This is a genomic window from Streptococcus suis (assembly GCF_017601095.1).
In the GTDB taxonomy this organism is placed as follows: Bacteria; Bacillota; Bacilli; order Lactobacillales; family Streptococcaceae; genus Streptococcus; species Streptococcus suis_Z.
The window spans coordinates 1-5,326 of the sequence record NZ_JAGFUX010000024.1 but is presented as its reverse complement, the minus strand read 5'-3'; the positions used below and the strand labels follow the sequence as shown (position 1 = coordinate 5,326).

General features: G+C 39.3%; 5 protein-coding genes. All 5 read right to left on the bottom strand.

The annotated features are described in order from the left end of the window. Positions 1 to 427, bottom strand: a 427-nt coding sequence (locus J5566_RS10280) for a T7SS effector LXG polymorphic toxin (protein ID WP_244229031.1), incomplete at its 3' end; no start/stop codon positions are given. A gap of 102 nt (positions 428 to 529) precedes the next feature. Beyond that, positions 530 to 1,519: an ADP-ribosylglycohydrolase family protein gene (locus J5566_RS10275; protein WP_208563170.1), complete on the bottom strand. Its 990-nt coding sequence runs from the start codon at positions 1,517 to 1,519 to the stop codon at positions 530 to 532. 11 nt (positions 1,520 to 1,530) lie between these two features. Continuing rightward, positions 1,531 to 3,093: an ADP-ribosyltransferase gene (locus tag J5566_RS10270; protein ID WP_208563169.1), complete on the bottom strand. Its 1,563-nt coding sequence runs from the start codon at positions 3,091 to 3,093 to the stop codon at positions 1,531 to 1,533. Positions 3,094 to 3,101: 8 nt separating this feature from the next. Continuing rightward, the gene (locus J5566_RS10265) at positions 3,102 to 3,569 is read right to left on the bottom strand and encodes a hypothetical protein (RefSeq protein ID WP_208563168.1); all 468 of its coding nucleotides are present in this window, start codon (positions 3,567 to 3,569) and stop codon (positions 3,102 to 3,104) included. Between the two features lie 3 nt (positions 3,570 to 3,572). Then, positions 3,573 to 5,326: T7SS effector LXG polymorphic toxin (locus tag J5566_RS10260; protein WP_244229030.1), on the bottom strand; the 1,754-nt coding region annotated here is incomplete at its 5' end.

The window sequence follows — 5,326 nt, the reverse complement described above, 5'->3', positions numbered from 1 at the left end:
TTTTGGTGTGACTGCTTCCAGAGTAAGATACCAAATCAGATATTTTGGACCTGGCGGTATTTAATAATTCAATCTGACTTTTCAGATGATCTCGTGACGTCTTCAAGTCAGACTGTAACGTCGTAAAAGTATTCTCTGGCAACTCTGCATGGTTGTTGCTGTCTATGTTATAATAACCATCCTTATAAAGCAAGAGACTAGCGGAGTAATCATTCCTCAGATTGATTAATGTCTGCAAGAACGTGCCGTGAACTTCGCTCAGATAAGTCCGAATACTCGTAAATGCTTGACCTTGGAGGTTGGGATCGTTGATGAAACCTGACATAGCTGTGTTCAGACTAGAAACAGACTCACCCCATGAACCAATGGTTGTCTGGGTGCTTATCTGGAGAGAGGTGATATCGTCGAATTTGATTTTATAGCCCATAGCTTGTGAAAAAGCAGAACAAAAACTCTGCTAAAACTCATTTTACACAAATAAGAACTAGAATAATAATAATTTTTTGTTTAAAACTCCCATTTTTTGATACTATTTTACTTGAAAATAGGTAAGAAATTCTTTTATTTTTTCATCTATCAATGATTTATTAGCAAGTTTCTGTATCCATTCTTCTGGTATACTTTCAATTTTATACAGAGCACCAGCTAGTGTTCCAGTGATTGCCCCAATAGTATCTGTATCTCCCCCTAAGTTAACAGCTTTAAGAACTGCTTCATCAAAACTATCTGTTGTGCCAACGCTCCAAATAGCTGCTTTTAATGTATCAACCACATAGCCTGTAGAAAAAATATTCTCTCGAGTAGTTTCAAAGAAATTTTCACTAAATATATTTTGGTAATTTTCCTCAAATTCTTTGAGGTATACTGTATTTTTTGAAAGGTGGTCGAGAAATAAACTATTAGCCCCACTCAGAGATTCAGATAAACTATTATTTAACAATAGACCAATAAGTATTTGAATATATAGAATTGAACCAACAATAGCTCTCGGATGTCGATGAGTAATTTTTGTATATGATTCTATGCATTCCACTTTAGCTAAAAAGTTGAATTCACGTCGTAAGATGAGTGCCAGGGGCGATATTCTCATTAATGCACCATTACCATTATCTCGCTCTCCACTCCCTCCAGATTCCTCTGGCGAATTTCCTGCAAGATAACGCTCAATAGCTTGATTTGTCGCAATTCCGATATCAAAACAATCACCGTATGGGGTCAAATAGCCATTGCGATAAGCCGCAAATTTATCCATTAAATCACTTAATTTTGATTTTTCAGATAGATGTTCCATCAGAGCCAATGTTAAAGATGTATCATCTGACCAAGTCCCAGCTGGGAGATTATAAGTTCCATATCCTACCATGTCTTTAACAGTGTAAGTATCTCGTTCTCGAAATTCAAATGGAACTCCAATGGCATCACCAATGGCTAACCCATAGATGACAGCTTGTGCTTGTTGTTTTCTATTGTATAATCCAATCTGTTTTGAATCTTCTGCCCATTTTTCATATAGTCGCATACACTACCTCCTTATCTGACAACATTCATTCTAACAGTAATACCACTGCTCGTTTCCATTACTTCATTAATTAATAAAGTTGTATTTGAATTTAAGAGCATCTCCATTTCATTTGGAAATAAACTAATTTGATTTAGCATACCTCCTGGAGTTCCTTTAGGTGCTGTTATTTCCCACAAAATATTATTTCCTCCTGTCGAAGCAAAAGAGGCAGATTGTTCTATAGAAGTACTTAGAAAAGCTGGGTCTGTGTAAGTTTTCCCAACTAGAGATTGCCAATCATAACCGCCTGTGACTTTTTCTTTTAACATCTCTTCAAAGGGTGATACATCTGTTCCTCGATAAAGTGTCATATCTTGCGGTATCTCCATTTTATTTAGAGCTGAATAGATACCATCAATTGTTTCTCTTGAGACCGGTCCCAGATCATCTCTAAAACCACGCATATAGTTGTTTATATATGTGTAATCGTTACTTGAATATATTCTTAATGCTTCAATTTCAGACGGGGTCAAGTTATTGTGTACTTTATCATAATAGTCAATCAATTCATCTGTAGAATAGGTTGACTGCTTTAATTTTATTCCACCCACATTATTCAAACTAAACTTGCTTGCCGCAGACGATGCCGCATAGCCTCCTAAGATGCTTCCGACTAAGTTGGCTCGTTGCGCATCGGCTTCACTGCCTCCAAGCAGTTTTGTTCCGTGATAGCCTACCTGACCTCCGACAAAACCTCCTACTTCGCCTATCGCAAACTCAGCCAGGCCTTTAGTCACACTCTGTGTTTGTCCGATGGGGATCATCACGGCACTGGTGGTTGTAAAGAGCCCTCCTACTTGATGGTATAGTTTGTCATTTCCCATGAAGAGGGTATCTCGGATGGGGTTGATGGCTAAGGTTTTACCATCACCTTTGTAGCCTAGGTAAATATCTTGTCCTGCTTCTGCCACATTGGAAGCCCCATAGGCGATTGTGCCTGTTCCTGCCACAACGCCTGCACCTACAACCAAAGGGGTCGCAGCACCTGCTGTTGCTACAATAGCCGCAAGACCTACTGCAATAGTAACTGCACCTAAAGCCAAGTCTATCCAACCCTGCTTACTTCTCTCTTCCGCTGCCAAGGCTTCAAATCGTGCTTGATCTCGTTCTTGGGCAGCTTGTAAGCGTTCTGCGTTATTGGTAAGGTGTTGTTCCACAGCTTGATAAGCTGTCGCAAAACGCTCAATGTTAGTAAAACGACCAATATCTCCGGATTGATAGGTTGCTACTACCCTTGGGCGATTACTATACTCCGCCAAGAGCGCCTTTGTTGAGGCGAGCAACTCTTTAAAAGCTGACAAATCATGACTAGCATGGTTACTCTCATATTGCTTGATTGACTCATCTAAGGTCTTAATATCATTAATAATAAAGTTATAATGCTGGATGGTTTTGGTGTGACTGCTTCCGGAGTAAGATACCAAATCAGATATTTTGGACCTGGCGGTATTTAATAATTCAATCTGACTTTTCAGATGATCTCGTGACGTCCTCAAATCAGTTTGTAAGGTGGTAAAGACATCTTCCGGCATCCCCCTCTTTATTCTAGAATTGAAAGATTAAATTTGTTTTTAATAAATCGATTACTACTTTCAATACTTTTCCAAGGCTCTTGTTTCTCCAAACCATTATTAAATACTATCTCTGATTGTAATTGATTGTAAAATTTTCTTGCTCCTAATTGCATTTTGCTAACAAGCTCATTATCAATAATAGAAAACGGAGCAGTTCCTTTCGATTCTCTATATAAAATATACTCCACGTATTGCCATACCAAATAATAATCCGAAGCAGACTGCACTGTCATGTTAGATAATAACTCTTTTAACTCATAATAAACTTCAGAGTTTAATTCATAAACTTTAAAGATATCTGATACAACTTCCTCGATATTTGTAGGAATAACATTATTCATATTTGAATAAACTAGATAATTATACGGATAATCTCCTCGAAGCAACTTCAATAAATTTCCATTTTGAAAAGCATCAAACGCTTTATTTTCCATTTTTTACTCCAATCTTGTAACTGTTGTTAATTCATTTGGTATAACATCTGTAACAGCCTCTAATGTGTACCCTGGATACGTTCTTCCACCCGGTTGCCAGAGTTCATTTGCACCAAATTCATTACCATCAGGAATACGTAAGTTTAAGTCATCAACATCTGTAACATCTATTTTGACTAATCCTCCGCTGTTCGAAAAATAACCTTTTTTAAATCCTAAAGCTTCTTCCCAAACAGTCAAATCACCCTCAGATTGCAAAGCAATTTCATCAGCATATTTTTTAGGCAAAACAAATAAAGTATTATCGTCAGGAACTCCGACAAATCCATTTGATTCTGTAAATCTTGAATATGCAAAATCAGTCTGGATAATAGAGATACCATCATCAAATTGCGAAAGATGTCTATTCATATATTCTGGTGAGAGATATGTCCTTGGATTTGGTCTTAAGCCTTTATTTGTTAAGATAATTTCATTAATAACCTTTTGGTCAATACCAGCTTCCCTTAAGTCATTCCAAGCCGCATACCTATGTGCATCTTCAGGACTCATCTCATCCATAAATAAAGTTGTCTTCGGCGCAACTACATCATTCAAACTAAACTTGCTCGCCGCAGACGATGCCGCAAAACCACCTAGGATACTGCCTACAAAAGTTGCACGCTCGGCATCAGCTTCGCTTCCTCCTAGAAGTTTGGTACCGTGATAGCCTGCCTGACCTCCGACAAAACCGCCTACTTCACCTATCGCAAACTCAGCCAGGCCTTTAGTCACACTCTGTGTTTGTCCGATGGGTATCATCACCGCACTGGTGGTTGTAAAGAGCCCTCCTACTTGATGGTATAGTTTGTCATTTCCCATGAAGAGGGTATCTCGGATGGGGTTGATGGCTAAGGTTTTACCATCACCTTTGTAGCCTAGGTAAATATCTTGTCCTGCTTCTGTCACATTGGAAGCACCATAGGCGACAGTGCCTGTTCCTGCCACAATGCCTGCACCTACAACCAAAGGGGTCGCAGCGCCTGCTGTTGCAACAATAGCCGCAAGACCTACTGCAATGGTGACCGCACCTAAAGCCAAGTCTATCCAGCCCTGTTTGTTTCGCTCTTCCGCTGCCAAGGCTTCAAATCGTGCTTGATCTCGTTCTTGGGCAGCTTGTAAGCGTTCCGCGTTATTGGTAAGGTGTTGTTCCACAGCTTGATAAGCTGTCGCAAAACGCTCAATGTTAGTTAAACGACCAATATCTCCGGATTGATAGGTTGCTACTACCCTTGGGCGATTACTATACTCCATCAAGAGCGCTTTGGTTGAGGCGAGCAACTCTTTAAAAGCTGACAAATCATGACTAGCATGGTTACTCTCATATTGCTTGATTGACTCATCTAAGGTCTTAATATCATTAATAATAAAGTTATAATGCTGGATGGTTTTGGTGTGACTGCTTCCGGAGTAAGATACCAAATCAGATATTTTGGACCTGGCGGTATTTAATAATTCAATCTGACTTTTCAGATGATCTCGTGACGTCTTCAAGTCAGACTGTAACGTCGTAAAGGTATTCTCAGGCAACTCTGCATGGTTGTTGCTGTCTATGTTATAATAACCATCCTTATAAAGCAAGAGACTAGCAGAGTAATCATTCATCAGATTGATTAATGTCTGCAAGAACGTGCCGTGAACTTCGCTCAGATAAGTCCGAATACTCGTAACTGCTTGACCTTGGAGGTTGGGGTCATTGATGAAACCTGACATAGCTG

Coding starts and splice junctions, on each gene's coding strand:
- J5566_RS10270 (WP_208563169.1), bottom strand. CDS start 3,093: ATGCCGGAAGATGTCTTTACCACCTTACAAACTGATTTGAGGACGTCA.
- J5566_RS10265 (WP_208563168.1), bottom strand. CDS start 3,569: ATGGAAAATAAAGCGTTTGATGCTTTTCAAAATGGAAATTTATTGAAG.
- J5566_RS10275 (WP_208563170.1), bottom strand. CDS start 1,519: ATGCGACTATATGAAAAATGGGCAGAAGATTCAAAACAGATTGGATTA.